General features: G+C 46.2%; 22 protein-coding genes. 9 read left to right on the top strand and 13 right to left on the bottom strand.

All coding sequences use genetic code 11. The features are described 5' to 3' along the window. Window positions 1-13: 13 nt before the first annotated feature. The 3 genes from nudE to AB4486_RS19855 all read right to left on the bottom strand — a co-directional run bounded on the left by nudE (window position 14) and on the right by AB4486_RS19855 (window position 2,286). Window positions 14-565, bottom strand: coding sequence for an ADP compounds hydrolase NudE (nudE, locus tag AB4486_RS19865; RefSeq protein WP_372118344.1), 552 nt, complete (start codon window positions 563-565; stop codon window positions 14-16). Window positions 566-878: 313 nt separating this feature from the next. After that, window positions 879-1,463: a Fe-S biogenesis protein NfuA gene (gene nfuA / locus AB4486_RS19860; protein WP_372118397.1), complete on the bottom strand. Its 585-nt coding sequence runs from the start codon at window positions 1,461-1,463 to the stop codon at window positions 879-881. Between the two features lie 109 nt (window positions 1,464-1,572). Beyond that, window positions 1,573-2,286: a ComF family protein gene (locus AB4486_RS19855; protein WP_372118341.1), complete on the bottom strand. Its 714-nt coding sequence runs from the start codon at window positions 2,284-2,286 to the stop codon at window positions 1,573-1,575. 93 nt (window positions 2,287-2,379) lie between these two features. Here AB4486_RS19855 and bioH point away from each other — a divergent pair, with 93 nt between their 5' ends. Together bioH and AB4486_RS19845 are read left to right on the top strand one after the other, a co-directional pair. Further along, window positions 2,380-3,156, top strand: coding sequence for a pimeloyl-ACP methyl ester esterase BioH (gene bioH / locus AB4486_RS19850; RefSeq protein WP_017063077.1), 777 nt, complete (start codon window positions 2,380-2,382; stop codon window positions 3,154-3,156). Between the two features lie 353 nt (window positions 3,157-3,509). Beyond that, a complete protein-coding gene (locus AB4486_RS19845; RefSeq protein ID WP_017063078.1) occupies window positions 3,510-3,983 on the top strand; it encodes a hypothetical protein in 474 nt (157 codons plus the stop codon). A gap of 126 nt (window positions 3,984-4,109) precedes the next feature. On the opposite strand, the gene AB4486_RS19840 is transcribed toward AB4486_RS19845, so the two are convergent. Together AB4486_RS19840 and greB are read right to left on the bottom strand one after the other, a co-directional pair. Beyond that, window positions 4,110-6,440 carry a Tex family protein gene (locus tag AB4486_RS19840; protein ID WP_372118338.1) on the bottom strand — a complete coding sequence of 777 codons (2,331 nt, stop codon included), beginning with the start codon at window positions 6,438-6,440 and terminating at the stop codon, window positions 4,110-4,112. 663 nt (window positions 6,441-7,103) lie between these two features. After that, window positions 7,104-7,586 carry a transcription elongation factor GreB gene (gene greB / locus AB4486_RS19835; protein ID WP_017062470.1) on the bottom strand — a complete coding sequence of 161 codons (483 nt, stop codon included), beginning with the start codon at window positions 7,584-7,586 and terminating at the stop codon, window positions 7,104-7,106. A 178-nt stretch (window positions 7,587-7,764) separates the two neighbouring features. Here greB and ompR point away from each other — a divergent pair, with 178 nt between their 5' ends. Both ompR and envZ read left to right on the top strand, forming a co-directional pair. Then, complete coding sequence (ompR, locus tag AB4486_RS19830) at window positions 7,765-8,484, top strand: two-component system response regulator OmpR (RefSeq protein ID WP_008218409.1); 720 nt, start codon at window positions 7,765-7,767, stop codon at window positions 8,482-8,484. A gap of 153 nt (window positions 8,485-8,637) precedes the next feature. Then, window positions 8,638-9,933: a two-component system sensor histidine kinase EnvZ gene (gene envZ, locus AB4486_RS19825; protein WP_372118336.1), complete on the top strand. Its 1,296-nt coding sequence runs from the start codon at window positions 8,638-8,640 to the stop codon at window positions 9,931-9,933. A gap of 215 nt (window positions 9,934-10,148) precedes the next feature. On the opposite strand, the gene recG is transcribed toward envZ, so the two are convergent. The 4 genes from recG to gmk form a co-directional block, all read right to left on the bottom strand. Then, window positions 10,149-12,227 (bottom strand): ATP-dependent DNA helicase RecG, encoded by a 2,079-nt coding sequence (gene recG / locus AB4486_RS19820; protein WP_017066313.1) that lies wholly within the window; start codon window positions 12,225-12,227, stop codon window positions 10,149-10,151. Window positions 12,228-12,524: 297 nt separating this feature from the next. Beyond that, window positions 12,525-14,651: a bifunctional GTP diphosphokinase/guanosine-3',5'-bis pyrophosphate 3'-pyrophosphohydrolase gene (spoT, locus tag AB4486_RS19815; protein ID WP_048612458.1), complete on the bottom strand. Its 2,127-nt coding sequence runs from the start codon at window positions 14,649-14,651 to the stop codon at window positions 12,525-12,527. Between the two features lie 39 nt (window positions 14,652-14,690). Next, the gene (gene rpoZ, locus AB4486_RS19810; RefSeq protein ID WP_009848003.1) at window positions 14,691-14,963 is read right to left on the bottom strand and encodes a DNA-directed RNA polymerase subunit omega; all 273 of its coding nucleotides are present in this window, start codon (window positions 14,961-14,963) and stop codon (window positions 14,691-14,693) included. A 119-nt stretch (window positions 14,964-15,082) separates the two neighbouring features. After that, window positions 15,083-15,706, bottom strand: coding sequence for a guanylate kinase (gene gmk / locus AB4486_RS19805; protein WP_017062466.1), 624 nt, complete (start codon window positions 15,704-15,706; stop codon window positions 15,083-15,085). 766 nt (window positions 15,707-16,472) lie between these two features. Between gmk and AB4486_RS19800 the strand changes: the two genes are divergently transcribed. The 3 genes from AB4486_RS19800 (at window position 16,473) to AB4486_RS19790 (ending at window position 19,013) form a co-directional block, all read left to right on the top strand. Then, a complete protein-coding gene (locus tag AB4486_RS19800; RefSeq protein ID WP_017062465.1) occupies window positions 16,473-17,843 on the top strand; it encodes an NCS2 family permease in 1,371 nt (456 codons plus the stop codon). Between the two features lie 221 nt (window positions 17,844-18,064). Next, window positions 18,065-18,490 (top strand): phosphate-starvation-inducible protein PsiE, encoded by a 426-nt coding sequence (locus tag AB4486_RS19795; protein WP_017062464.1) that lies wholly within the window; start codon window positions 18,065-18,067, stop codon window positions 18,488-18,490. A gap of 310 nt (window positions 18,491-18,800) precedes the next feature. Continuing rightward, window positions 18,801-19,013 carry a cold-shock protein gene (locus AB4486_RS19790; RefSeq protein WP_004735656.1) on the top strand — a complete coding sequence of 71 codons (213 nt, stop codon included), beginning with the start codon at window positions 18,801-18,803 and terminating at the stop codon, window positions 19,011-19,013. Between the two features lie 332 nt (window positions 19,014-19,345). Here AB4486_RS19790 and AB4486_RS19785 read toward each other — a convergent pair whose 3' ends face one another. Beyond that, complete coding sequence (locus tag AB4486_RS19785; RefSeq protein WP_017059268.1) at window positions 19,346-20,212, bottom strand: YicC/YloC family endoribonuclease; 867 nt, start codon at window positions 20,210-20,212, stop codon at window positions 19,346-19,348. A gap of 248 nt (window positions 20,213-20,460) precedes the next feature. Between AB4486_RS19785 and rph the strand changes: the two genes are divergently transcribed. Together rph and pyrE are read left to right on the top strand one after the other, a co-directional pair. Next, window positions 20,461-21,177 (top strand): ribonuclease PH, encoded by a 717-nt coding sequence (gene rph, locus AB4486_RS19780; protein WP_019826449.1) that lies wholly within the window; start codon window positions 20,461-20,463, stop codon window positions 21,175-21,177. A 232-nt stretch (window positions 21,178-21,409) separates the two neighbouring features. Beyond that, entirely contained in the window at window positions 21,410-22,051 is a 642-nt protein-coding gene (gene pyrE / locus AB4486_RS19775) for an orotate phosphoribosyltransferase (RefSeq protein WP_017059267.1), read from the top strand. 138 nt (window positions 22,052-22,189) lie between these two features. On the opposite strand, the gene lpxL is transcribed toward pyrE, so the two are convergent. The 3 genes from lpxL to coaBC form a co-directional block, all read right to left on the bottom strand. Further along, on the bottom strand, window positions 22,190-23,170 hold the full coding sequence (lpxL, locus tag AB4486_RS19770; RefSeq protein ID WP_102332608.1) for an LpxL/LpxP family Kdo(2)-lipid IV(A) lauroyl/palmitoleoyl acyltransferase: 981 nt from the start codon (window positions 23,168-23,170) through the stop codon (window positions 22,190-22,192). A gap of 39 nt (window positions 23,171-23,209) precedes the next feature. After that, complete coding sequence (gene slmA / locus AB4486_RS19765) at window positions 23,210-23,800, bottom strand: nucleoid occlusion factor SlmA (protein WP_017063086.1); 591 nt, start codon at window positions 23,798-23,800, stop codon at window positions 23,210-23,212. 139 nt (window positions 23,801-23,939) lie between these two features. Continuing rightward, a complete protein-coding gene (gene coaBC / locus AB4486_RS19760; RefSeq protein WP_136979983.1) occupies window positions 23,940-25,181 on the bottom strand; it encodes a bifunctional phosphopantothenoylcysteine decarboxylase/phosphopantothenate--cysteine ligase CoaBC in 1,242 nt (413 codons plus the stop codon). Window positions 25,182-25,190: the final 9 nt, after the last annotated feature.

The raw sequence follows: 25,190 nt of genomic DNA, 5'->3' as shown, positions 1-25,190 counted from the left end.
GAGCCTGAATGTTCTAGTTATTGTTTAATACACGAAGGCTTAAAAGCAGGGCTGTATTACTCCGAGCCTCACAGAAATCGAGATGTGTTAACAGTTCTTCGGCTTGAGCAAGTGGCCAGCGCACAATATCGAGAGGCTCTGGCTCATCACCTTCTAGCTTTTCTGGGTAGAGGTCTTCTGCAATAAACAGCGTCATTTTGCTAGAGAAGTAAGAGGGTGCAAGGATCACTTCCTTCAGCGGAGTAAGCTTGTTGGCACCAAAGCCAATCTCTTCTTTTAGTTCACGAACGGCGGCTTGATTGGGCTGCTCGCCTGGATCAATTAGCCCTTTTGGGAAGCCGAGTTCATAGCGCTCTGTGCCTGCTGCGTATTCACGCACTAACAGAATATCGCCTTGTTCAGTAATCGGAACCATCATTACTGCGTTGCGGCCGCTGGGCTTCATGCGTTCGTAGGTACGCTCTACACCGTTTGAAAAGCGTAAATCGAGAGACTCGATAGAGAATAGTTTTGATTGAGCGACAGTTTGTTGAGCCAAAATTTCTGGCTTGGTCCTTTTTGTCATTGCGCTCGCTCCTTAGCTCATTGGAATTCTTTCTTATAAAGTCATTCTAATATAGGGGAAATAGAGTTGAGTTCCTAGATCCGAGTTTTCATATCCTGGAATTATTGGATCAGGAACCGATTGCGATCACTTGAATACCTTACTCCAAATGGTAACCCGCCCGTCATTATGAGCATTGAATGAGAAATAGACGGTTCGAAAGCGCTCTGCTGTTTTAAACACAAAAAAAGGTTGATGCTTGCGCATCAACCTTTCGATTGAATCTTTAACTTTCTACCGGCTAAGACTGCATGAATGCTTAGTCGTAAAATGATTAGTAGTAAGAGTGCTCACCGCGATCGTGTTCAGTTGCATCACGAACGGCCGTCAATTCACCTTCGAATTGTTGAAGAAGTTCTTTCTCGATGCCTTCTTTAAGCGTTACGTCAACCATAGAACAACCGTTACAACCACCACCGAATGCTACAATAGCTGCGCCGTCTTCAGTGATTTCTACCAAGCTAACGTGACCGCCGTGGCCAGCAAGCTGTGGGTTCACTTGTGTTTGGATTGCATACTCAACACGCTCTATCAGAGTTGCGTCATCTGATACTTTACGCATCTTAGCGTTTGGTGCTTTAAGCGTTAGCTGAGAGCCCATTTTGTCAGTAACGAAGTCAATTTCAGCTTCATCTAGGAACGGTAGGCTTAGCTCATCTACGTATGCAGAGAAAGCGTCGAAAGAAAGCTTAGTGTCAGACGCTTCGATAGCATCTGTTGGGCAGTAAGAAACACCACACTCAGCGTTTTGTGTGCCTGGGTTTACCACGAACACACGAATGTTTGTACCTTCAGGCTGCTGTGACAGCAGATTGGCAAAGTGAGTTTGAGCTGTTTCTGTAATAGTAATATTTGACACGACGAATACCTGAGTAGATTTGTAGGTTATTAGCGCCATTCTACTCCTGTCAGATTTGTAATTCAGCCCTTTTTTGTTGGATTGCTGTACAAGTAGTGATTCACAGCTTTTATCCAGAGGGCTCAGGAGTGCGGCAGATGCAGTAAATATCAATCCTTTTAACGTCCACTTCAAGTAGTAATTGGCATAATTGATACACAGTACTGCCGGTGGTTACAACATCATCAATTATCGCGACGTGAGAGGGGATAGTTCCTTGAACGTCTTGTTTTCGCAGCGCAAAAGCGCTCTTTAGATTGTGTAATCGTGCGGATTTAGTCAGCCCCTGCTGGGAAGCCGTTGAGCGAATTCGACGAAAGAGCACATCACTTTTAACGCCAAGCTCTTGAGCCGTGTAATTTGCTAGCAGCTGACTTTGATTAAAGCCGCGATGAGTGTATCGGCGCCAATGCAGCGGTACGCTGGTAATCAGCGGAGCAGGATGTTCGATACGTGATGCCAATAGCTTAGATAGATCACGTGCAAACCAAAACTTATCAGCGTACTTCATTTGCTGAATATAACCTGCTGTCGGAAAGGTGTAGTCCCCAACGCAATAGAGACGATGCCAAGGTGGAGGTTGAGATAAGCACTGTCCGCACTGCTCTACTGTGAGCAGTGTTTTTAAACCACATCGTTGGCAGCGAGGAACTGACTCAAAGAGATTAAGACAAGAATCACACCATCGAGGGTGAGCATCACTGTGCGACTTATCTAGCTTGCACAGATGGCATTGAGGTGTGACCAGACGTGGTGTGTGTTTTTGTAGCCAATCGGATAACATAGCTCGTGATGCTTTTGGGTTATGGTGTTCCTTTTGCTCACCATACTGAAAAGCGCGGATTATCGCTGATGGAAAAAGTAGGGAATATTGAGAATGAGTGACGCGTTATATTGGCATGTTTCTGGGCAAGGGCCTGATTTAGTACTGGTTCACGGCTGGGGAATGAACGGTGCGGTATGGCAACAAACCGTTAATGCATTACAAGCTGATTTTCGAGTGCATGTTGTCGATTTACCAGGGTATGGACACAGCGCGCACTGCCACGCTCAAGATCTTGAAGAGATTGCTCAGCAGCTTTTGGCCGAAGCACCAAAGCAAGCGATTTGGGTGGGTTGGTCACTTGGAGGCTTGGTCGCAACGCACATGGCTCTCCATCACTCAGATTACGTGAGCAAGCTGGTGACTGTCGCCAGTTCTCCCAAATTCGCCGCTGCAAAAGAGCCCGTGTTATGGCGAGGCATTCAGCCCAACGTATTAAGCGCATTCACCGAGCAACTGGTTGAAGATTTCCAAACCACCATCGAACGCTTTATGGCATTGCAAGCCATGGGCAGCCCTTCAGCAAGGCAAGATGTAAAACAACTCAAGCAAGCGGTGCTGTCTCGCCCGTTGCCGAACCCTGACTCATTATTGGCAGGATTAAAGATGCTGTCGGATGTCGATCTGCGTGAACAACTGCCTGAGATTTCAGTACCAATGCTACGCTTGTATGGTCGATTAGATGGATTGGTGCCAATCAAGGTTGCGAAAGACTTAGGCACAGCCTTGCCTCATACCGAGCAATACATATTTACCCAGTCTTCGCATGCACCGTTTATGACCGAAGCGGATGCCTTTTGCAGTGAGCTTGTCAGCTTCGCACAAAAATAATTGCTAAATATATATCCGGCTTGGTCGATATATAAGCTAATACCAATCACAGTAAGTAAGTGTTCAAAAATAGCGTAGGTAAAAGGCTTGAGAACAAGGCAGCTTTTTTTTGACAAGTAGTTTCGATAAGTAGTTATTCTACAATCAAAAAATCTAACGCCGTTATCGAGCATTTTAACAAGCTAGGATGATCAGTTATTTACTACGATTGGTATAACACCAACGTGTTGCATGATACTCAGACCTAACTCTCTCCAGAGCTGATTGCGGTAAGTTGGGCTATGCCTGTTGTGCGTTCTCGGTATAACAGTGCTATGGCAATAGTGATGGGCGATTCTTGAGGAGAGTTCGCGATGATTGTGTCACCTGCAACTGCAGTGAGTGTGCCACTAATCGCCCCGTCCGTTAATGTGCAAACAGAGCAAGTTGCGCGTGATAATAGAGTCCGAGAGCCTGTTGCTCCCGCAGTAGCATTGGCGAGAACCAATGCAGAGCGTAAGGTAAAATCAGACGATAAACGAAGGCAGCAGTCGGCTTGGGATCCTTCAGACCATCCAGGTTATGAAATGGAGAACGAGTCAGAGGCCAATTCGGTTAGCCAAGAAGAGCCACAAGACCCTTTTGATCGGCTGTTCAGCTTATTGGCACTGAAAACATACAGTGCTGATCAAGGCAAAGGTTATACCATGCGTTTCCGCCTGCCAAAGCATGTTTTAGATGCGGCGATTCAGGAAGGACAGATGGAGAAACGACGTAAGGTCATAAAGTATCATTATGGTCATGCTGTTGCGCCTCATGCTCCATCAGAGATGCTGGTGGTCTTATAAATCAAAAGTTTACGAGTCAACCAAGCATCGATGTCTTTTTTGAACACATAATAAAAAAACCTGCATACCCTAAGGGATGCAGGTTTTCTGTTTTAAGCACATCAGCTTTTTAGATGAGCTAATGGATTACTTTTTCGCTTTAGCAAAAGCGGCAGCGAATGCTCCACCCATTGCAGCGTTTTGTTGCGGCTCTTCACGACGGCGTTGGCCACCTTGCGAGTTTTGATTCGAGCGGTTTTGTGTACGAGGTGCACTTGAACGTTGAGCACGGTTGTCTTGTCCAGGCTCGTCCTTCATACGCATGCTCAGTGCAATACGTTTACGCTGAACATCCACTTCCATCACCTTCACTTTCACGATGTCGCCCGCTTTAACCACTTCACGTGGGTCAGAGACAAAGCGATCGGTGAGCGCTGAAATATGCACTAAGCCATCTTGGTGAACACCAATATCAACGAAGGCACCAAAGTTAGCCACGTTCGATACCACACCTTCTAAAATCATGCCCGGTTCTAGATCTGAAACACTGTTTACGCCATCGGCGAAGGTTGCAGTCTTGAACTCAGGACGAGGATCTCGACCCGGTTTATCCAGCTCTTTAATAATGTCGGTTACTGTGGGTACACCAAAGCTTTCGTTGGTGTAATCAATCGCATGTAAACCTCGTAAGAAATCTGTATTGCCGACCAGAGATTTGATGTCTTTGTGGTTTTTCTCGGCGATGGCTTTCACCAATGGGTAAGCTTCTGGGTGAACCGAAGATGCGTCTAGTGGATTCTTACCATCCATAATACGTAGGAAGCCAGCACACTGTTCAAAGGCCTTTGGCCCTAAACGAGCCACTTTCTTCAGCGTAGTACGCGCTTCAAAGCGACCATTTTCATCGCGGTAATCTACGATGTTCTGAGCGATGGTGTTAGAAAGACCAGCAACACGAGTTAGAAGCGCAGCAGAAGCGGTATTCACATCAACACCAACCGCGTTTACACAGTCTTCGACAATCGCATCTAGGCGCTTAGCGAGCATAGTTTGGCTAACATCATGTTGGTATTGGCCCACACCGATCGATTTAGGGTCAATCTTCACCAGCTCTGCCAGTGGATCTTGCAGACGACGCGCAATAGATACCGCACCACGAATCGATACATCCATGTTCGGGAATTCTTTTGCCGCTAGCTCAGAAGCAGAGTAAACCGATGCGCCGGCTTCGCTGACAATGATTTTTTGTGCTGTTAGGTTGCCACGCTTAATTACATCAGCAACAAAGCTGTCGGTTTCGCGTGAAGCCGTACCGTTACCAATCGCAATTAAATCAACATTGTATTTACGAACCATTTGCTCAACAACGTGCGCAGATTTGTCGTATTGTTTTTGAGGCGGGTGAGGGTAAATGGTTTCTGTCGCCAGAACTTTACCGGTTGAATCTACCACCGCGATTTTCGAACCGGTACGTAAACCCGGGTCCAAGCCTAAGGTTGCTCGAGGGCCAGCTGGCGCTGCCATGAGTAGGTCTTTTAGGTTGGTTGCGAATACTTCAATCGCTTCGATCTCAGCACGCTCTTTCATCGCACCCATCAATTCTGTTTCCATGTGCATAGAAACCTTGATGCGCCATGCCCAGCTAATCACTTGCTTACGCCATGCATCCGCAGGTGCGCTGCTTAAGGTAATACCGTAGTGATCAGAGATGATGTTTTCGCAGTAAGAACCACGTACACCTTCTTCTTGCTCTGGGTCTGCGTTCATTGCCAGTGTTAGGAAGCCTTCATTGCGGCCACGTAACATGGCAAGTGCACGGTGAGACGGTACTTTGCTGAGTGTTTCGTTGTGCTCGAAGTAGTCTTTGAACTTCTCGCCTTCTTGCTCTTTACCTGTCACTACACGAGCGACTAGCTCTGAGTTGCGTGTTAGGTGTTGGCGAATCTTTTCTAGTAGGTTTGCGTCTTCCGCAATGCGTTCCATGATGATCGCACGAGCACCATCGAGAGCAGCTTTGGTATCGGCAATGCCTTTATCGTTGCTGATGAAGTTCGCCGCTTCCGTTTCTGGATCGTGCTGTGGTTCATTCCACAGTGTGTCGGCAAGTGGTTCTAAGCCCGCTTCAATCGCGATCTGGCCTTTAGTACGGCGCTTTGGTTTGTATGGCAGGTATAAATCTTCTAGGCGAGTCTTGCTGTCTGCTTGAGTGATATCACGCTCGAGTTCTGGCGTGAGTTTTCCTTGGTCTTGAATCGACTTAAGAATTGTTTGGCGACGATCGTCTAGCTCGCGAAGGTATGAAAGGCGGCTATCAAGGTTACGTAGTTGGGTATCGTCTAAGCCACCCGTAACTTCTTTACGGTAGCGGGCAATAAAGGGAACGGTGTTACCGTCGTCAATTAGGTTTACTGCGGCAGTGACTTGCTCAGAACGGACATTCAGTTCTTCAGCGATCAGTCGACAGATAGCTTGGCTCATCCGATGAATCTCTTATTTAATATCATGACAAATACATGGGGGTGAGCGTACGCTTTTTCTAGCTTTGGCTGTGTAATTATCCTGTCAGAAGTCGAATTTCCGTTTCTGATACCCGCTTTGTGCGAGATCTCTTACAAGTGATGTGAGACTAAGTCGCTTTAGACCGATGAAATCGTCTTGATGTTACACTAAGTTGCTGATTTTATTTGATTGTGTGTTTGTGGGCGTATTTCTCACTCGAAATGTTTTTTGGGACTATCTAGGAAACTCGCTCAAATACCGTAATATTTAACTTGTCGACAGGGAGTTGGCAGGAACAGGAAAAAGCCTAATGGACTAGGTATCTTCAGGATGAAGATTTGATTACTTAGGATGAGTGGTCAGCAAGGAAGTAATAATCTCTGGATGAGATTCGCCAGTCAGGATGACAGGCTAGAATGGACACCGCTAGGATGGCGATGAACAAAAAGGAAATTGGTTAAAGGATTTAGCCACTATCAAGGACAGATGCAGGGAGCACCTTATCTCGAAGAGATAAACAGTAGCCGGATTGCTGCGATAGAGACTTAACCCCGCTAGGCGAAAGCCTTGCGGGGTTTTCTTTTATCTGGAGTTTGGGTTTGCTGAACACTCAGTTTATCGCTAAGTGTTTATTAAGTTTGGTTATTCGTTGTCTGCGTAGCGAATCGAGTTAATGAACCACTCTTTGTCGCCTTCCGGTGTTTTTACCGTAAACTCGTCATCTACTTCTTTCTTGAGCAGAGCTCTAGCCATTGGTGAGTCGATAGAGATATAGCCTTTAGCATCGCCGTAGATCTCTTCTGGGCCGACAATTCGAAACTTCTTAATTTCCCCATCATCATTCTCAATTTCGACCCAAGCACCGAAAAATACCTTACCTTCTTGTTGTGGCGAGTAATCAACGATCGTGACATCAGGTAGGAACTTTCTTAAAAAACGCACTCGGCGATCGATCTGACGAAGTAGACGCTTATTGAAGGTGTAATCTGCGTTTTCTGAGCGATCTCCAAGGCTTGCCGCCCAAGTGACTATCTTAGTAATTTCAGGGCGTTTCTCGTGCCATAAGTGGTCATGTTCTGCTTTGAGCTTGTTATAACCTTCTCGAGTAATAAGTTTGGTTTTCATAAATCTGACTTAATGAAATGATGATCTAAGATAGAATATATAGAAAGGCAACATACGTTAACAATTATTTAGGCGACTTTTTCTCCAATAATGTTACATTTTTAATGTCTTATACCAATATACAATTTACCAAGAATGCTTAACCTTAGGTTTAAGCTTTAATAGGTGGAACCATTACATGCAAGAAAACTACAAAATTTTAGTGGTCGATGACGATGCTCGTTTACGTGCACTGTTAGAGCGCTATCTGTCAGAGCAGGGCTTTCAAGTGCGTAGCGTGGCAAACAGTGAGCAGATGGACCGCCTGTTAACCCGTGAAAATTTTCACTTGATGGTATTGGATTTAATGTTGCCGGGCGAAGATGGTCTATCGATCTGTCGTCGTCTACGAAACGCAAACAACTCGCTACCAATCCTGATGCTTACTGCAAAGGGTGATGAAGTGGATCGCATTGTGGGCTTGGAAGTGGGTGCTGATGATTACCTGCCAAAACCATTTAATCCACGTGAACTGCTTGCTCGTATTAAAGCTGTACTGCGTCGCCAAGTCATTGAAGCACCGGGTGCACCAAGCACAGAAGAGTCTGTGGTTGAGTTTGGTGAGTTCCGCTTGAACTTAGGTACTCGCGAAATGTTCCGCGGTGAAGAGCCAATGCCGCTTACTTCGGGTGAATTTGCGGTTCTTAAGTCCTTGGTAACGAATGCTCGTGAGCCAATGTCTCGCGATAAGCTGATGAACATGGCTCGTGGCCGTGAGTATTCAGCAATGGAACGTTCTATCGATGTTCAGATTTCACGTCTGCGTCGTCTAGTTGAAGAAGATCCAAGCAAACCTCGCTACATCCAAACGGTGTGGGGCTTGGGTTATGTATTCGTTCCAGATGGCAAAGCTGTGTAATTCAGCTTAATAAGCTCTACAGTAGCTTTATCGATTCTGTGAATCTTACGGGTCATCTCATTAATATGCGATGGCCCGTTTTCTATTCAGCACAATGGTTTAGAGTTATAGTCATATAACACTTTCTTTATCTTTCTACATCTCGGGTGCCCCATGCGTATACGTAGCTCCTTTACTCAGTCGATAGTGCTTTTCTTAACGCTATTGGTCGCTAGCCAAATTTTTTCTTATTACGCGGTGTTTAACTATGCGTTGATGCCAAGTTTGCAGCAGTTTAATAAGATTTTGGCTCACGAGCTAAACCTGGTATTGGACCAAGGCAGTGATATCGAGATCGATGCGCCATTGCGTCAGCGTGTGCTTGAACAGCTCGGGGTAACCGTTCACGCCAAGGACAGCGAAGCGGCGGGTGAGTATTACCATGCGGTCGCAATCGACCTGATGAGTGAGGAGATGACCAAGGAGCTGGGTTCTGAAACTGAAGTGCGGCTGATCTTGGGTAAAGAGAGCTATGTGCTTTGGATGGACATTGCGCAGTTACCCAACTCTTTAATTCGTATTCCGTTATCAGAGCTGCAAGAAGAGGATTTTGCACCACTGTTTCGTAACAGTCTGATCATGGCGCTGTTGATTGTCGCAGGTGGTTGGCTGTTTATCCGATTGCAAAACCGTCCGTTGATAGCGCTAGAGAAAGCGGCGCAAGGTGTCGGGCGAGGTGATATTCCACCGCCATTGCCAGTTCAAGGTGCACAAGAGATTCGCTCGGTAACTCGAGCCTTTAACCAGATGTCGAAAGGCATCCAAGAGCTAGAAGAAGACCGCGCCTTGTTGATGGCGGGTATCAGCCATGATTTACGTACTCCGTTAACGCGTATTCGCTTAGCGACTGAGATGATGTCACCAGAGGATGCCTACTTAGCTGAGGGGATTATCAGTGATACCGAAGAGTGTAATGAAATCATCAGCCAGTTCATGGATTACCTAAAGCCTGTCGACCGAGATTCATTCCAAGCGGTGTTTGTCGATGATATTGCTCGTGAGGTATCGAGCTCTGAGGGTGGCTACGAGGTTCAGATTGAAACCGATATTCCAGAATCGATGAAGCCAGCGCTAGGTAATCCGATCGCGATGAAGCGTGCTGTGAGCAACTTGGTGGTGAATGCGCTGCGTTACGGTAATGGTTGGGTCAAGGTATCAACTGGTATGACGGCGGATAACAAGCTTGCTTGGGTGACGGTAGAAGATAACGGGCCGGGTATTCCACAAGACCAGATCGGAAAGCTGTTTGAACCTTTCACGCGTGGTGACACGGCTCGTGGTAGCGAAGGAACGGGCTTGGGCTTAGCAATTGTGAAACGTATCGTTAGCCAGCATCTAGGTGCTGTTGTGGTCAATAACCGCAGTGAAGGTGGCTTAAAAGCGCAGATCAGTTTCCCGGTTAAGCCCTAGTTATCATCGGTCCGTTTGATGACGATAAGTTCGGTTCGGGGAACGGTTAAGAGATCCCCGACTCGGTCATTCTTCCCTCTCCGAGGATGACGAATTGCTAACCATGGACTTCTCGCTCTTGCTTGATGAAAGTAACGCACACTAAAAAGGCTTCCTTGAGGAAGCCTTTTTTACGTTTGAATACGGTCTCAGTGTTAACTATGCCTTAGTGTTAACTACGCCTTAGAGTAAACATCGCGTTCACCCAACCAACGGTTGATGATCGCCTTAGCATTGTCTGGGTAGCTATCGTGAATATGACGCGCAATACGCTGCACTTCAGGTATCAAACGTTGGTCACGAATTAGATCGGCGATCTTGAAATCAGCCAAGCCAGTTTGTTTGGTACCGAGCAATTCACCGGGGCCACGGATTTCTAAGTCGCGCTGTGCAATCACAAAGCCATCGTTACTTTCACGTAGCACACCTAGGCGTTTCTGAGCGGTTTTAGACAGCGGAGAGTGATACAACAATACACAATGACTTGCGACCGAACCTCGGCCGACACGGCCACGCAGTTGGTGCAGTTGCGCTAGGCCAAGACGTTCTGGGTTCTCGATGATCATTAAGCTCGAATTCGGAACATCCACGCCCACTTCAATCACGGTTGTCGCAACCAATAGATGCAGCTTGTTCTCTTTGAACTCTCGCATCACCGCTTGTTTCTCGGCGGGTTTCATACGGCCATGGACTAAACCAATTTTTACGTCAGGCAGTTTGCGTTGTAGCTCTTCTGCTGTATCAGCTGCAGCTTGAGCTTCCAGTACTTCCGATTCATCAATCAGCGTACATACCCAGTAGGCTTGTTTGCCTTCATTGAGACACGCATTTTTCACACGTTCAACAATGTCATCGCGCTTGGTATCAGGAATTGCCACGGTTTGAATTGGGGTTCGTCCCGGTGGCAGTTCATCAATAATCGAAGTTTCGAGGTCGGCATAGGCCGTCATTGCTAACGTTCGTGGGATTGGGGTAGCGGTCATGACCAACTGATGTGGGTAGTAGCCTTGCTTTGCGCCTTTCTCACGTAGCTCTAATCGCTGGTGGACACCAAATCGGTGTTGCTCATCAATGATCACTAAACCAAGGTTTTTGAACTCGACATGCTCTTGGAACAGGGCATGAGTACCGACCACCATTTGCGCTTCGCCACTGGCAATACGTGTTAGTTCAGTTTCACGAGCTTTGCCTTTGAGCTTACCTGCTAGCCATCCAACTTGAATACCCATTGCCTCAAACCAGTTGGCAAAGTTAATCGCGTGTTGTTCTGCGAGTAGTTCAGTGGGTGCCATAAGTGCTACTTGTTGACCGTGTTCCAATGCGCGAACCGCCGCCAGTGCAGCGACTAAGGTTTTACCAGAGCCCACATCACCTTGCACTAAACGCATCATAGGATGCGGCTTTTCCAAGTCAGCTTCGATCTCTTTGGTCACTCGTGCTTGGGCATTGGTTGGTGAAAACGGCAGCTGAGCCAGTAGCTTATCTTTAAGGGTGTTTACTGGAGGAAAAGGCATTGCCTTGTCTTGCTGCCCTTTGCTACGAACAGACAACATAGACAGGTTTTGAGCCAGTAACTCTTCCATAATTAGGCGCAGTTGCGCAGGGTGCTTGCCTTCATCAAACAGCTCTAGGTCAATGCCCGGGGGCGGCCTGTGAATGGTATGCAGTGCTTGTGCGAGGGTAATTTGGTGGTCGTATAAACCTGATGGGAGAAGCTCGTTAACTGCGGCCTTGTCGATTAGCTCTAAGGCTTGATCGGTAAGATTACGCAGCGTGACTTGTCTTAGCCCTTCGGTGGTTGGGTACACCGGAGTCAGATTGGCTTCAACGTCTGGCTGTTGCCTCGGCGCAAAGAATTTGTAGTCAGGGTGGACGATCTCAAGCCCCATATTACCGCGCTTGATCTCACCATAAGCATGCACTTGTTTGCCTTCGGCAAAGTTATTCTTCATGCCTGCAGTGAAGTTGAAAAAACGCAGTGTAATAGTGCCATTACCATCACTGATCTTTACTGCGAGCATCTTACGTTTACCGAAAATGGTATCGACGTGCATTACCTTGCCTTGCACTGCTGCCCATAAACCAGCATGCAGTTTTACGATGGGATAGATACGCGTTCGATCTTCGTAGCGCAAAGGCAGGTGAAACAGTAAATCTTGTACGTTGTTAAGCCCAACCTTCTCCAGTTTCTCTGCGACTTTTGCGCCGACTCCAGATAAAGAGTTGAGAGGGATAGCAGATAAAAGCTGTGACATAACAAGGCTCATAAACATAAGAGAGATAATCTATTCAAGCATTTTACTGGATTTTTGTACAGGATAAAGCGAAAGAGCAGATTAGGAGCAGATGCGGGATGCGGGTAAACGAGATGCGAAGGGATAAGAGCAGATGCGGGATGCGGGTAAACGAGACACGAAGGAATGAAGAGCAGATACGGGGTACGAGTAAACGAGATACGAAAAGATTAAAAAAGATGTGGAGCCAAGATGGTGAGTCACGAAGTCTTTTGCTCTTCGCATCTCGCCATCTCGAATCCCTCATCTTTACTTTGATCAGTTCTTACGACGTCTTACTTTCAGCGCGTGTGGCATCACACGTAGCTTTTTCATAATACTTGCAAGGTGAACACGATCTTTGGTGGTCAGCAAGATAGTCACTGTGTACAGGCGTCCATCACGTTCTTCGGTTGAAATACCGTGAATGTTAGAGCCTGTTTTTGAGATAACGTTAGTTAACTCAGCCAGTGCACCTTGGTGGTTCTGCAGATCAACCTGAAGTTCAGCAGTGAACTCTTGGTCGTAATCGTCAGACCATTCAACCGCCATGTATTTGTCTGGTTCTTTCTGGTAACCACGAACGTTTGGACACGTTTCGCGGTGAACCACAAGGCCACGACCTGGAGATACATGGGCAATGATGTGATCATCTGGAATCGGGTGACAACAGTTAGCGAACGTCAGTAGCAGACCTTCAGCACCACGGATTGGAAGTTTCTTCCTCGGTGTGTCGCTGTTGTTTTCTACTTCAGTCAGTTCGTCAGCATCACCAAGCAGACGACGAGCAATTACGATACTCATCAGCTCACCAAGACCAATCGACGCCAGCAAGTCTTCAACGCTTTCTAGGCGTAAGTCAGACAATACATGTTCTAGATTCTCTTGGCCGATATCGGCAATAGAGTGTTCGCCAAGTGCATGATTCAGTAAACGACGGCCTAGCGTGATCGACTCTTCACGACGCATGGTTTTCAGAACCTGACGGATCTTAGTACGTGCACGTGATGTCACCACGTAGTTGAGCCATGCTGCATTCGGACGTGCGCCCGGAGCACTGATGATCTCAATAGTTTGACCGTTCTTCAGCGATTTGCTGAGTGGGTAAGGGTTCATGTCTACACGAGCACCTACACACATGTTGCCGACATCGGTATGCACCGCGTAAGCAAAATCGACCGCTGTTGCGCCTGCCGGAAGCTCGACAATGCGACCCTTCGGCGTGAACACGAAGATCTCATCTGGGAACAGATCAGACTTAACGTTTTCAATGAATTCGAATGAGTTACCCGCGCTTTGTTGCAGCTCAAGTAAGCTCTGCATCCAACGTTGTGCTTTAACCTGTGCGGTTGTGCCATTACTGCTGCGTGAGCCGTTGCCTTTGTAAGACCAGTGCGCTGCGACACCTTTGTCTGCCATTTGATCCATATCTTCAGTACGGATCTGAACCTCAACTGGCACCCCGTGAGGGCCGATCATTGACGTGTGCAGAGATTGGTAGCCGTTGGCTTTTGGTACCGCAATGTAATCTTTCATGCGGCCAGGGCGAGGCTTGTACAGGCTGTGAGCCTGACCAAGTACGCGATAACAAGTATCTGGGGTATCAACCACGACGCGGAAAGCGTAGATGTCCATAATGGTGTGGAAGCGCTGCTCTTTAGTTTTCATCTTGTTGTAGATGGAGAACAGGTTTTTTTCACGACCAAGTACGCGAGCAGGCAAACCGACCTCTTCAAGGCGGCCTTCAATTTCGCTATGGATACGTTGGATCATTTCCTTACGGTTACCACGCGCAGCTTTCACTACGTTTTTAAGTACGCGATAACGGTTAGGATAGAGGGCTTCAAAGCCTAGCTCTTCTAGTTCGGTCTTGATGTTATGAATACCAAGACGGTGAGCTAGTGGAGAATAAATCTCTAGGGTTTCACGAGCAATACGACGCTTTTTGTCAGGACGAAGTGCCCCAAGCGTGCGCATGTTGTGAGTACGGTCAGCTAATTTGATCAAGATAACGCGGATGTCTTGCACCATGGCGAGAACCATCTTGCGGAAGTTCTCTGCTTGCGCTTCTTTGCGATCACGAAATTTAAGCTTATCCAGCTTAGATACACCATCAACCAATTCAGCAACGGTATTGCCAAATTTTTCCTCTAGATCTTCTTTAGTGACATCACAGTCTTCGATGACATCATGAAGCAGAGCAGCTTGCAGGGTTTCGATATCCAGACGCATTTCTGCCAGGATTCTTGAAACAGCTACAGGGTGGATAATGTATGGTTCACCGCTTGAGCGGGTTTGCCCTTCATGGGCGTCTCTCGCTACCACATAAGATTGACGCAGAGCCTCAATTTGAGGCTCTGTTAGGTATTCTTGGGCAACGTCTTTGAGGCTATCGAATAGATACAAATTAAAGGCCCGGAAGGTTAATTAGTTCGAATGACGTTCTTAACGAGTGTGAGCGATGCTGCTTACTGCTGCAAGTTCAGCCGCTTCTTGCTCTTGTTGCTCTTGACGTTCACGAGCATCTAGTACGTCTTTAGTGATAAGACCTTCTTCGATTTCGCGAAGAGCGATAACCGTTGGCTTATCGTTTTCTTCAGGCACTAGTGAATCTTTACCGCCAGTTTGCATTTGACGTGCGCGGCGAGCCGCAATAAGAACTAGGTCGAAACGGTTGCCAACTTTTTCAACAGCGTCTTGAACAGTTACGCGTGCCATGAGGACTCCAAATAGTAATTAACTAATAAATTTTTGATGACGAGAAAGTATACAAGTTTAACTAGATACTTTCTAGATCACCGTATACTTATCTCAATAGAAAATCTAGGGGATCTAGATTATTCCGCTAATAAAGCAGTAAGCATGCCGCTGTATTTCGCTGCTTGCTTATCTTCTTTTAAGCGTTCCGCACGAATGATAGCTCTGAAGTCCATTAGGGCTGCATCAAAGTCGTCATTCACGATCACATAATCATATTCTGCATAGTGAGAAATCTCTGATTTTGCTTCGCTCATGCGTTTCGCAATAACTTCGTCGCTGTCTTGACCGCGAACATTCAAACGACGCTCTAGCTCACCATTTGATGGTGGAAGAATGAATACACTCTTCGCTTGAGGCATTTGTTCACGGATCTGACGAGCACCTTGCCAGTCGATATCTAGGAATACATCGATACCGCGGTTTAGGTTTTCTTCAATCCAAACGCGTGAAGTACCGTAGTAGTTGCCGAACACTTCAGCGTACTCTAGGAATTCACCTTTAGTAATAAGGTCTTCAAAATGATGCTTCTCTACGAAGTGGTAGTGAACACCATTTTCTTCACCAGGGCGCATACCGCGAGTGGTGTGTGAAACAGATACCTTCATTGCGTAGGTTGGATTGGTTTCTAGCATTGCTGAGATCAAGCTCGACTTACCTGCGCCACTAGGTGCAGATACGATGTAAAGAGTACCTTTGCCCATCTGTATATTTCCACTGTTGGTTGGATTGAGTGAAGGCAATAAACCTACACTTTAAAAGATAGCACTGACTCTAATTTTTGTTCCGATGGCGCATCTACTAATTGTGCCGTTGGTTACGTCTATAAAGAGATAACGAGTAAAACTAATAGAAGCAACTGGTGAAAATTAGGTCAGAAAAATGGAGGCGAAGAGTAGCATATTTAGATGATTGAGAACAACTGGCTTGATCGTTATTTATCAGCAAATGATCTTCTCAAAGATCTTTGTATAAATGTAATGACTCGTCATCGGTACTTTTTTATGTGATCTGGACAAAATTTGTTGAAGTTTTAATCTCAATCCTTACAATCCGCGCAAACGATTAAATGCTGTATATATCTAGGGTCTGTTGACCTTTCGCGATGGAGTTTTGTTCGAGAAAAAATCGTTTTAGGCGCGGCAAGGAGTTTGTAGCCTAGTATTCTAAGTAAAGACTCCTTAACAAAGCATAAAACGATTTTAGCCGAACCCTTCGGGCAGCGTTTGTTGGTGATTTCTACTGCGTTATCGACTTCTTATGTAGGCTAGCTACACTTCAAAGTCTCTGCCTTGTAGAAATCCCCAACAACTCGCTGCAAAAATCATCTCGAAGGGCCAACAGACCCTACTAGACTAGATGTTTCTACTACCGAGCCTACCTTGGTGACTACAGTTTTTAGTGTAGAGACCTCTCTATTCTCACAGCATTTGAATCACCAAATTCTTAATTTATTGCAAAGGTTTTGTTGTGAGTACCGATTCCACCCTGAAAGCCCAGAACACCTCTGGCTCGCTTGATTCGATGTTTAAAATCACTGAAAGAAAAACCACGATTGGCACTGAGCTGTATGCGGGTTTCATTACTTTCTTGGCGATGAGTTACATTCTGGCGGTTAACCCAGCAATTTTGGGTGATATTCCAGGCATGGACAAAGGTGCCGTGTTTACTGCAACGGCTCTGTCTGCGGCAATCGCAACCCTAATTATGGGCATTTGGGGCAACTACCCTGTAATGCTAGCGCCGGGCATGAGTATGAACGGCTTTTTCAAAGGTCTGCTGTTAAGTGGATCTGTTGCCGTGCTTTGGAATGAAGCGCTGTTCGGTATCTTCCTATCTGGTATTTTGTACCTTGCGTTCTCATTGACCAATATTCGTAAATCGATGATTGAATCGATTCCTGAAGATTTGAAGTTGGCGATTACCGTGTCTCTCGGACTGTTCATTGCTTTCTTAGGTCTTAAGAATGCGGGCATCATCGTTTCTAACCCATTCGTATTGGTAGGCTTAGGCGACATTTCTGATCCAAAAGTGATCATCGCTTATGTGAGCATCTTCATCGCATTGGGTTGTATGGTTCGTGACATCAAGCTAGCAACGTTCATCTCATTCGTTTCTGCTATCGTGTTGACGATTCTTGCTGACGTCTTCATGGGCACTTCAAACGCACCAATCCCAGAGCAGTTCATTGCTATGCCACCAAGCATGGCTGGCAGCTTCGGCGCTATCTTCGATTTCTCTGCTTTCACGCCAGAGAAAATGTTCGACTTACTGTTCATCGTACTTATCTTCTTGATTGTCGATTTCTTTGATGGCTTGAGCACCATTGTCGGCGTTGGCCGTGATGCGGGTATCATCGATAAAGACGGCAAGGTGCCAAACGCGAAATCGGCTCTAGTAGCAGATGCGGGCGGTACTGTGATTGGTTCAATTCTTGGTACCACATCGATCACTGCTTTCTCTGAGTCTGGCATCGCTTCTTCTCAAGGTGCAAAAACGGGTTTGGCAGCAGTCATGGTGGCTGGTCTGTTCCTAATCTCGCTATTCCTATACCCAATCTTCTCTATCTTCTCGGCTGCAATGGTTGCACCGGCGATGGTAGTAGTCGGCATCTACATGGTAGGTCGTCTTGGTCAGATCAACTGGGAAAAGAAAGAGTCACGCATTGCAGCCTTCTTTACCATCATGTTCACAGTGCTAAGCTTCTCTCCAGCGAACGGTATGGCGATGGGCTTCATCAGCTACGCATTCACAATGGTTGTCGCAGGTAAGCGCAAAGAAGTACACCCGCTTATCTACGGACTGTGTGTGGTGTTCTTAACTTACCTGATTCTGCTTTAAGGCTAATTAGTCACTAAGAAGTCGCTAAGTAAAAGACAAACAGATGGCTCTGCAGTGAATGCGGGGCCATTTTTGTATTTGTTGCTTTTTACCGTTGCTTCTTAATGTTGGTTACCGATGAGTTGATGGCGTTAGCCTAAAGTCGGTGCTTTGACAGTACGCGACTTATATTGATGCATGCTATTGTAGAGACTGGATTAATTATTTTTTGAAGAGTGACTATGCCTTCTCACTTACCTAAATCTTTTAGTAAGCCGTTTTTAAAAGTATTCCACATTATGGAAGCGGTATTGCTGGTGGCGATCACGCTCGCGACCTTGTTTGCGATGGTCGAAGAGTTCATGCATGTCTTCGCTGAACGCCGAGTGCAATTGACCGACATTCTGCTGATGTTTATCTATTTAGAAGTGTTGGCGATGGTTCAGCAGTTTGTGATGAACGGTAAGATCCCAGTGCGATACCCAATCTATATCGCGATGATGGCGATTGCTCGTTACATCACTTTGGGCATGAAAGAACTCGATGCGGTATTGATCGTTTGGTTATCTTTAGCGGCATTTATCTTAGCAGCAGCAACTCTGTTGATTCGAGTCGGTCACCATTACTGGCCATATGTCGATCTCAGAACTAAGCAGCCGGACGAGTAAATTTTTTGAGATCAAAGTCTTACAAATCAAGCCCGGTGACCAAGCTGGGCTTGAATTCAAGCCAACCGAACAAAAAAACATCAATTATTTTCAAATAAAGCTTTACAACCCGACCCAGATCACCAAGAATGGCCTCGCTCTGTTTTCAGAGTTATTAAATGAAACATCAGTTGTAAAGTAAAACCCTTAGTATTGCTTCATTGTTATTCTCAGTGTTTCCCTTGGCTTCATAGATACATTAAATAATTCAAGCTTTCAGCGCATCGCACTTTTGGCGATTAATTTTTTATTTTTATATAAGGGACACATCATGTCTAACAAAACAAACGGCGTAGTAAAATGGTTTAACGAAGAGAAAGGTTTCGGTTTCCTAACTCAAGACAACGGCGGCGCTGACGTATTCGTACACTTCCGTGCAATCGCTTCTGAAGGTTTCAAGACTCTTAAAGAAGGCCAACAAGTGTCTTTCGAAGTAGAGCAAGGCCAAAAAGGTCTTCAAGCTGCAAACGTTGTAGCTCTATAAGATTTTAAGTCGGCGCAGGTTGCAACAGCAACTTGCGTCACTTTCTCTCTCAAATTTGTTTCCCCCCTCAGTTTTACCGCAACACTCTTCTCCATTAGCAACACCCTCTCTAAGTATTCAAAAATCCTGTTTTACGTCCGTTATCTCGTTCTAACTATCGTTGTATCTGTTCTTTGCTCTAACTCAACCTTCTACGTAACAACCAGTCACTTGCTCATCCTGATTACTATTACTGTATCCATAAAAAAAAGCCCCTAAAATTAGGAGCTCATTTTGATCTAATCAACACTGATTAAGCTGATTATTCTTTATCGTGTACAGCTTACAGACTGTTATTCAATGTTTTGGATCTGCTCACGCATCTGTTCGATAAGAACCTTAAGCTCTACGCCTGATGCTGTGATGTCTGTGCTGATAGACTTAGACGCTAGCGTGTTTGACTCACGGTTGAACTCTTGCATCATGAAGTCTAGCTTACGGCCACAAGCGCCACCTTTCTTCAGTACTGCATTTGCTTCTTTCACGTGAGAATCTAGACGGTCTAGCTCTTCTGCTACGTCTGACTTCTGCGCAAGTAGGATAAGCTCTTGCTCAACACGAGAACCTTCCAGTTCGATTTTCGCATCTTCAAATTTGGTAAGAAGACGCTCACGTTGCCACTCTAGGATCTCAGGCATGCGTGCACGAACTTTCACTACTTCTTCAGTGATTGCATCTAAGCGCTGTACGATTAGCGCCTTCATGTTCTCACCTTCACGAGCACGAGCATCAATGAACTCTGCGATAGCATCGTTGAATGCTTCAAGTAGGTCTTTGTTGATGGCATCCATGTCTTGCTCTGGCGTTTCCATCACACCAGGCCAATTCATGACTTGGAATGGGTTCAAACGGCTGTCTTCACCTGTCATCGTCATTACTTGGTTCGCAGCATTGATTACTTGCTGAGCCAAACCTTCGTTAATGCTTAGTTCGCCCTTTGCAGCAGGGTTTGCTTCAAAGCGTAGGTTACATTCAACCTTACCGCGTGCAAGACGCTTACGGAAACGCTCACGCAAGATTGGCTCTAAACCACGGAACTGTTCAGGCATACGGAAGTAAGTTTCTAGGTAGCGTTGGTTTACACTACGGATTTCCCATACTGCGCTGCCCCAATCGCCTTTTACTTCTTTGCGTGCGTACGCGGTCATACTATAAATCATCGAATTTTCCTGTCTTTTATCATTCTGAAAATAACGCGCACGCATAGTATCACGATATGGTGTGCTCTCGAAGCCTGTCGCTTTTCACTGTAAATAGCCTTTCGTGATAAATAGCTTTGAACGGTAAATAGATTTGCACGATAAACTGCTATATAATCTTGCCCCAATCAAAACTGTCTCACCCCTTTCTTAGGTGATGCACTCTTTCGATAGTAAATCACTTCAGACTGTTAATAAGGTAGATACCAATGCGTCCAAATGACCGCGCTGTAGATCAAATTCGTCCAATTAAAATTACTCGTAACTACACAGCTTATGCTGAAGGTTCTGTATTAGTTGAGTTCGGCAACACTAAAGTTCTATGTAATGCGACGGTAGAAGAAAACGTACCGCGTTGGTTAAAAGGCCAAGGAAAGGGTTGGGTAACGGCTGAATACGGCATGCTGCCACGTGCAACGCACACTCGTAACCGTCGTGAAGCGGCGAGCGGCAAGCAAGGTGGTCGTACGATGGAAATCCAACGTCTGATCGCTCGTAGCCTACGTGCTGTTGTTGACCTGAAAGTAATGGGTGAAATTATGATCACTGTCGATTGTGATGTTATCCAAGCAGACGGCGGTACTCGTACTGCTTCTATCTCAGGTGCAAGCGTTGCAATGGCTGATGCTATCAACAGCCTACTAGCAAGCGGCAAACTGAAAAAGAACCCAATGAAAGGCCACGTAGCGGCAGTTTCAGTGGGCATCGTTGGTGCACAAGCACTGTGTGACCTTGAGTACGTTGAAGACTCAGCAGCCGATACCGACATGAACGTTGTAATGACGGAAGACGGTAAGATGATTGAGATTCAAGGTACCGCAGAAGGCGAACCGTTCAGCCACGAAGAGCTGATGCAGCTTTTAGCCCTGGCGAATAAGGGCATTGCTGATATTGTTGAAGCGCAGAAGTCGGCGTTAGCAGAATAGTTTTTAGATAGCTCCTTTTTTAAGGGGCTATTTTTTTATTTTCGTCATATATAACTCTACACCAGCGTTAGCTGCAATTTTTCACCCTAATCACATAGGTCCCCTATGCTCATAGGGCTGAAAAACCTTGCTGCCTTGTTGTAGAGCTATCTATTTAGAAAATACATCATTGTTAGCTTCCTGAGCGATTGGAAGTTAGGAACTGGAAAGTAAATTAATTTAGAGGATGAGCATGAAAGCATATCAACGTGAATTTATTGAATTTGCACTAGAGAAAGAAGTACTTAAGTTTGGTGAGTTTACTTTAAAGTCTGGCCGTAAGAGCCCTTACTTCTTCAATGCTGGATTGTTTAATACAGGTCGTGACCTAGCGCGTTTAGGTCGCTTCTACGCAGCAGCATTGGCTGATTCTGGCATTGAGTTTGATGTACTATTTGGTCCTGCATACAAGGGTATCCCAATTGCAACGACGACAGCGGTTGCACTGGCAGATCACCACGATGTAGATACGCCTTACTGTTTTAACCGTAAAGAAGCGAAAAACCACGGTGAAGGTGGCAACCTTGTCGGTAGCGCGCTTGAAGGTCGCATCATGTTAGTGGACGACGTGATCACTGCAGGTACTGCGATTCGTGAGTCGATGGAAATCATCCAAGCAAATGGCGCTGATTTAGCGGGCGTGCTTGTTGCTATCGACCGTCAAGAGAAGGGCAAAGGCGAACTGTCTGCGATTCAAGAAGTTGAGCGTGACTTCGGTTGTGCGATTATCTCAATCGTTAGCCTGACTGACTTGGTGACTTTCCTTGAAGAGAAAGGCACCGACGCAGCGCATCTAGAGTCAGTAAAAGCGTACCGCGCTCAATATGGTATCTAATGCCTGAAGTTTTGAACCTGATGGTTTAGATCCCTAGGTTTAGAATTTCAAAACGAGAAAGGCCCGAGAGATAAATATCTTTCGGGCCTTTTACTTTTCTATTGAGGTGAGCTGCTTTCTTATCTGAAGATAGGTGCTCTATTTGTAACGAATGCCGCGTTCAGCTTCTGGGTCTTCCATAGTCTTAAAGCGCTTGTGCAGCCACATCCACTGTTCTGGTGCTCTTAAGATAATCTTCTCAAGGTAGCGGTTCATGTAGGCGGCAGCCGCTTTCTCATCTTTCTGCGGGTAGTTTTCTTCGATTGACTCATCAGCCATGATTTCATATTTGCCGTTGGCATTTCTAAAACCAGACCCCGGAACAAGTGCACATCGGCTGGTGTAAGCCAGAATACTGGTGCCTGTTGTGGTACACGCATCTTCTACTGCGAAGAAAGGCACAAACACAGATTTGTTACGACCGTAATCATGATCCGGTAGGTAGAAAAGGATCTCACCCTGACGCAGGATTCGAATCATACGCTTCACGTCTTTACGGTGAATCAGGCGGTTGCCGTTCTGAGTACGACCACGGTATTGAATGAATTCATAAGCCGGATTGTTGTGCGGGCGATAAACACCTAAACCTGAAATACCGAGAACAGCCATTGCTCGCGCAGTGATCTCTAGGTTTAAGGCATGCACACAGCATAGAAGAACACCTTTACCGTTAGCTTTGTGCGTACGCAGTGTTTGGGTGTCTTTATCTACTAGGATGCGCTTGAAGCGCCACGTAGGCCAAAACCAGGTAATGCCGGTTTCGATGAGTGCCATACCTGTGTTCTTAAAGTTCTCACTGACCATTGCCGCGACTTCATCTGCTGGCTTGTCTGGGAAGGCGAGCTCCAAGTTACGTGTTGCTACCGCGACGCGCTTTTTACCATAGCGAGCACCCAAAGAGCCTAACGATCGGCCTAACAGCAGTAAGAGGCGATAAGGGAGAACGTTAACAATAAGCGCCAATAACCCAAAACCAAACCATACACCCCAATATTTAGGGTGAAGTAGAGCTAGAGTAAAAGGCGGCTTAGTAATCACGTGTTGTGCTGTGCCGTTTGCTGAAGAAGTTTTCGTCGTCATAACCATCACTTAAGATTTGATTGCCACTTAATTTGATTGCTACTTAATCTGAGCGCTTAGCAGTGCCCAATAAGCATCGAAGTTTTCTGTCGGTTGATATTTGAAGTCTGAGCGAACAAATCGATTCAAGCTGCCTTCAACTTGACCTAGCAGCTGAGCGGCTAAGATTTTCTCATCAACCGGGAATGATTTCCCTTCACGAAGCTTTCTTTCACGCAGGATCTGGCGAAGTTGCGTCTCAATGCGTTCGAAAAGTTGGTTGATGCGATCACGCAGGCGTTCATTTTCAAACATTAGAGCATGACCAGATAAAATTCGAGTCAGGCCTGGGTTACGTTCTGAGAAAACTAAGATAAGTTGTAGCACTAGGCGTATGCGCTCTAGCGTGTCTTTCTCTTCATCCAGAATGCGGTTGATTCGAGACATCAACGCTTCTTCAATGAACTCGATTAGGCCTTCAAACATGCGAGCTTTGCTTGGGAAGTGGCGGTATAACGCAGCCTCAGAAACACCCACTTGCTTGGCTAACTTTACCGTTGTGATACGAGAAGCACCTTCGGTCGATTCCAACATTTGTGCGAGAGCTTGTAGGATTTCTTCACGACGGTTTGATTTTCGAGCACCAGCCATCTATTTACTTCCTTTCCTAAAGATGAGGATTGAGTGAAGAAGGATTATAAACACCATTCAATTCTGTTTCCTAGTTTTGTAAGCCCTAGGTCAACAGAATCGAGAGGTGTCAGCAGATTATCAGAGCAAATTTGTGCGTTTATACATTAATAAGCTGTTGGATCTGATCGAGGATCTGGAAACCAAGTGTGTCTTTGCTCTCCAGTGGTAGAGATTTATCGCCGCCTTTCCAATAAAGGTGCAGCTCATTGCTACTGCTATTGAAGCCTTGGCCTTCAACTGAGACGTCGTTGGCGCAGATCATATCGAGGTTCTTTCTTTCCAGTTTACCGCGTGCGTACTTCTCAACATCTTGAGTTTCTGCTGCGAAGCCGACAGTAAATGGGCGACCTTCGGTCATTGAAGCGACAGAAGCGACAATATCTGGGTTTTTAACCATTTGAATGGTCATGTCGTCTTTACCGTCGACCTTTTTAAGCTTTTGGTCTGCGATGGTCTCAGGGCGATAATCGGCAACCGCGGCGCAGCTGATGAAAATATCATGTTGAGAAGCGTTTGCTGCAACCGCATCAAACATCTGTTGAGCGCTGTCGACATCGATACGATTAACCTTATTTGGTGTCGCGAGTGATACAGGGCCGCTGACTAGAGTTACTGTTGCGCCTTGTTTCGCTGCCGCTTCAGCCAGAGCATAGCCCATCTTGCCCGAGCTGTGGTTGGTAATGTAACGCACAGGGTCAATGGCTTCACGAGTTGGACCCGCCGTGATTAACACAGAGCGACCAGCAAGAGGTTTAGGTTGGAAGAAGTCTTCACAGCGGTGCACGAGCTGCATAGGCTCTAGCATGCGACCCATTCCCACATCACCACACGCTTGTTCGCCAGCCGCCGGTCCCCAAATCTCACAACCACGACGTTTTAGTGTTGCGATGTTCTCTTGAGTGGCAGGGTGGCTGTACATCTGTTGGTTCATTGCCGGAGATACCGCAACTGGCGCATCGGTTGCTAGAACCAAAGTGGTCAGTAGGTCGTTACCCATGCCAGCTGTCATGCGAGCAATCAGATCAGCGGTTGCTGGCGCTAGTAATACCAAATCAGCCCATTTTGCGAGCTCAATGTGCCCCATGGAAGCCTCAGCAGCAGGATCAAGCAAACTATCAGACACTGGCCTTCCAGAGACGGCTTGCATGGTGAGAGGAGTAATGAACTCCTTGGCTGCATTCGTCATCACGACTTGTACTTGTGCTCCACGTTCAATTAAGCGTCGAGTCAGTTCGGCACATTTATACGCAGCGATACCACCACTAATGCCAAGTAGGATTTTTTTCCCAGCCAGGCCTTGTAGGTCAGCGTTATCCAGTTGATTAACCAATGTTTGCATGATTCTGTT

Origin of the sequence: Vibrio sp. 10N.222.55.C6, assembly GCF_041473395.1 — a bacterium.
GTDB classification, from domain to species: Bacteria; Pseudomonadota; Gammaproteobacteria; order Enterobacterales; family Vibrionaceae; genus Vibrio; species Vibrio crassostreae_C.
Note: the sequence above shows the minus strand (reverse complement) of the source record. Positions and strands in the feature narration are given on the sequence as shown.